The organism is Candidatus Roseilinea sp. NK_OTU-006 (assembly GCF_012931985.1).
GTDB lineage: Bacteria > Chloroflexota > Anaerolineae > J036 > Brachytrichaceae > JAAFGM01.
This window is the reverse complement of the sequence record NZ_JAAFGM010000071.1, coordinates 1-3,538: the sequence shown is the minus strand read 5'-3', so window position 1 is coordinate 3,538 and position 3,538 is coordinate 1. Positions and strand designations below refer to the sequence as shown.

Here is a 3,538-nt window from a genome sequence, read left to right as displayed (position 1 = left end):
AGGAGGCGCGCCAAGGTGAGCGCGAGTTCCGCCTCCCGCGGATTTTCACTGAGAAAGGCACACCGTTGCTCGATTTTCAGGAGCGGGCCGTTTCCCTGGCGGCCCATTATCTCTACCGCCGGGGTGGTGTGTTGCTTGGCGATGTGGTAGGGCTGGGCAAGACGTTGATGGCGACGGCCATTGCCCGCATCTTTCAGGAGGATGACCAGAGCAACACGCTGGTTGTTTGTCCGCCCAAACTGGCACCGATGTGGGAACGGTACCTGCAAACGTATGAGATCAACGGTCGCGTACTCTCGATCGGCAAAGTCATCGAAACCTTGGGGAGAGACGATGCACCGCACTACCGGCTGCTGATCCTTGACGAAAGCCACAACCTGCGGAACCGCGAAAGCAAGCGCTACCGCGCCCTGCGGGACTACATCGAGCGCAACGAACCGCGTGTGCTGCTGCTCACCGCGACCCCGTATAACAAGCAGTTTAGCGATCTTGGCAACCAACTGCGCCTGTTTCTGGACGAAAACCAAGACCTCCACGTGCGACCCGAACGCTTTTTCCACGATTGGGCAGCGAGTGGGAAGCATGAGCAGGATTTCATCGCACGCTTCCAAACGTCCCCGTGTTCGTTGCGCGCGTTCGAGCAAAGTCCCCACCCGGAAGATTGGCGTGACCTGATGCGCCTGTTCCTTGTGCGGCGCACGCGCCGGTTCATCATTGATCACTACGCCACGTTCGACAAGGAAAAGCAGCTTCACTACGTCATGCTCAACGGCAAGCCCGCATACTTTCCGCTCCGTGAGCCGAAGCGGCTATCGTTTACGATTACCGAAAACGATCCGACCGATCAATACGCGCGCCTGTTTCGCGATGATGTCGTGGAGGTCATCGAGCAGCTCATCCTCCCCCGCTACGGGCTGGCGCAGTACCTCGTCGCTCGTGCCGAACGCCGGCAAAAGCGATGAGAAGCGCATCCTCGATAACCTCAACCGTGCCGGTCGTCGCCTGATCGGCTTTTGCCGGACCAACCTGTTCAAACGGCTTGAATCGAGTGGCCACAGTTTTCTGCTCTCCGTGCGCCGCCACATCCTGCGCAATCTGGTCACGTTGCACGCACTCGAACACGGTCTGCCGGTGCCCATCGGCACACAAGATGCCGCCATGCTCGACACAGCCGTCAGCGATACCGACGATGACGCTATCGCGACCGATGAGGCGCCTCCACCGGACGAAAGCGCGGCCGAGAGCGCAACAGCGGGCAACGCACCGCTCACGCTGGCAGCATTCAAAGCGCGCGCTGCCGCTGTGTACGAGACATACACCCGGCAATTTCGCGACCGTTTCGACTGGCTCGCTGCGAAGTTCTTCCGCCCTGAACTCCGGCAGGCGCTCGAAGCCGACGCCACTGCGCTGCTGGGTATCCTCGCACGCATCGGTGAGTGGAACCCCAACCGCGATACCAAGCTTGAAGAACTCACCAAGCTGCTGACCACACAGCACGCCCGCGATAAAGTGCTCGTCTTCACGCAATTCGCCGATACCGCGCAGTACTTGCAACGCGAGCTTACCAGGCAGAACATTACCGATCTCGCGATCGTCACCAACCAGACTGACGATCCGGTGACACTGGCACGACGGTTTAGCCCGCGCTCGAATGGCGGCTTGCCTCCGGGTGAGCAGGAGCTGCGCATCTTGATTGCCACCGATGTGCTCGCCGAGGGTCAGAACCTGCAAGACGCCCACATCATCGTGAACTATGACCTGCCATGGGCGATCATTCGCCTCATTCAACGCGCCGGCCGCGTGGATCGTATCGGTCAGCAACACGACACAATCCTCGTGTACTCGTTCCTTCCCGCCGATGGGGTTGAGCGCATCATCCGGCTGCGCCAGCGCCTCTTCCATCGGCTCCAGCAGAACCAAGAAGTTATCGGCACCGATGAAACCTTTTTTGGCGAAGCGGCTGCCAATACCCTGCGCGATCTCTACACCGAAAAAACCGGCTCGCTCGACGATGACCTATCTGACGACGATATTGATCTGGCGAGCCTTGCGCTTCAGGTCTGGAAGAGTGCCGCTGCCGACGATCAACGGAAGGCCGTGGCGCTGCCGCCCATCGTCTCGGCAACGCGGGCACTCGCCGAAACCGCCGACGCACGGGAGTTGCCGCAGGGTGTCATTACCTATTTTCGCTACCCCGATGGCACCGACGCGCTGGTGCGCGTGGATGAGCACGGCCGTTTCGTCTCGCAATCGGTTTCGGCTATCTTTCGGACGCTTGCATGCGCACCGGACACGCCACCACTGCCGCGCGCAGAAAACCATCACGAACTCGTTACCCACTGCTTCAACCATGTCATGAAAGAACAGGTCGACCCCGGCGGTCAGCTCGGCTCGCTCCGCAGCGTCCGCCGCAAGCTCTACGACCGGCTCAAAGGCTATCGTGAGCGGCTTCAGGCAAGGCCCACGCTCTTTATCAACGAAACGCTTGAACAGCTTGAGCGTGTGCTCGATATGCTCTGGCGCTACCCACTCCGCCGTGCTGCGCAAGATGCCATCAGCCGGCAGATGCGGCTCGGCATTACCGATGAAGCACTGCTTGACCTTGTGGTGCAGTATGCAGCGAATGAGAACCTCTGCGACGTGACCACCGAGGACACCCAAGCGCCGGTTGAACCGCGCATCATCTGCTCGATGGGACTTGCCCTCACTGCACCGATACCGGTGAACACGGGAGACGATCAACGATGAACAATCTACTTCAACGCATTCAATCGTGCTTGAATGACGCCGGCTCACCACAGAAACTCGGCGAACTCTTCTGCCAAACGCTCAACTGGAGCGCGCCGCGCGGCTTGCTGCCGCGCACGCTCGATCTCGGCGCGCCCATCAACCAGAGCATCACGCTCCAGCCCGTTGCCCGGCTTTCGGGCCTGCCGGTCTATCGCGTCATCTGGCCGGGGGATCGGCTGCCGGGCATCACCGCCCGCCGCGCCGTCCAGCGCGCACTCAAGCCGGTGCATGCCGAGCATGTGCTCTGCTACGTCACCCAAGACGCCCGCCAGCTTGCCTTCACATGGGCGCGTGAGCGATCCGACGGCAAGATCGAACTGCGCACGCTCCCCTACGACGTCGGATCGCCGGCGCGCACCACCGTTGAACGTCTCGCCGAACTGGCATTCACCCTCGACGAGCTGGCCCATGGCGAGCCTCCCATCACCACCCTCACCGACAAACTCAACCGCGCATTTGATGTCGAAGCGGTCACCCGGCGGTTCTTTGCCGATTACAAACAGGTCTTTGCCACCCTGCAACGGCTGCTCTTCGACGCCACCGGCGATAAGGTCTGGGCGCACGATTACGCGCTGCAACTGCTCAACCGGCTGATGTTCCTCTACTTCATCCAGCGCAAAGGCTGGCTCGGCGGCAACCCACGGTTCATCGCCGAGTTCTGGCGCGCATACAAGGCTTCCAACCAGCCCAAGGACACCTTCTTCGAGCGCTGGCTCTCTGTACTGTTCTTCGAGGCGTTCAACAACAC

Annotated in this window: 2 protein-coding genes and 1 pseudogene; all 3 read left to right on the top strand. The window is 60.8% G+C overall.

All coding sequences use genetic code 11. The annotated features are described in order from the left end of the window. Window positions 1-962 (top strand): SNF2-related protein (locus GXH28_RS15325; protein WP_338140947.1); only part of this gene is annotated, 962 nt, incomplete at its 5' end. Then, entirely contained in the window at window positions 937-2,748 is a 1,812-nt protein-coding gene (locus GXH28_RS15320; protein WP_169239887.1) for a helicase-related protein, read from the top strand. The genes GXH28_RS15325 and GXH28_RS15320, both read left to right, overlap by 26 nt. Next, window positions 2,745-3,538: pseudogene (locus GXH28_RS15315) on the top strand (hypothetical protein); the annotation flags it as partial. The gene GXH28_RS15320 and the pseudogene GXH28_RS15315, both read left to right, overlap by 4 nt.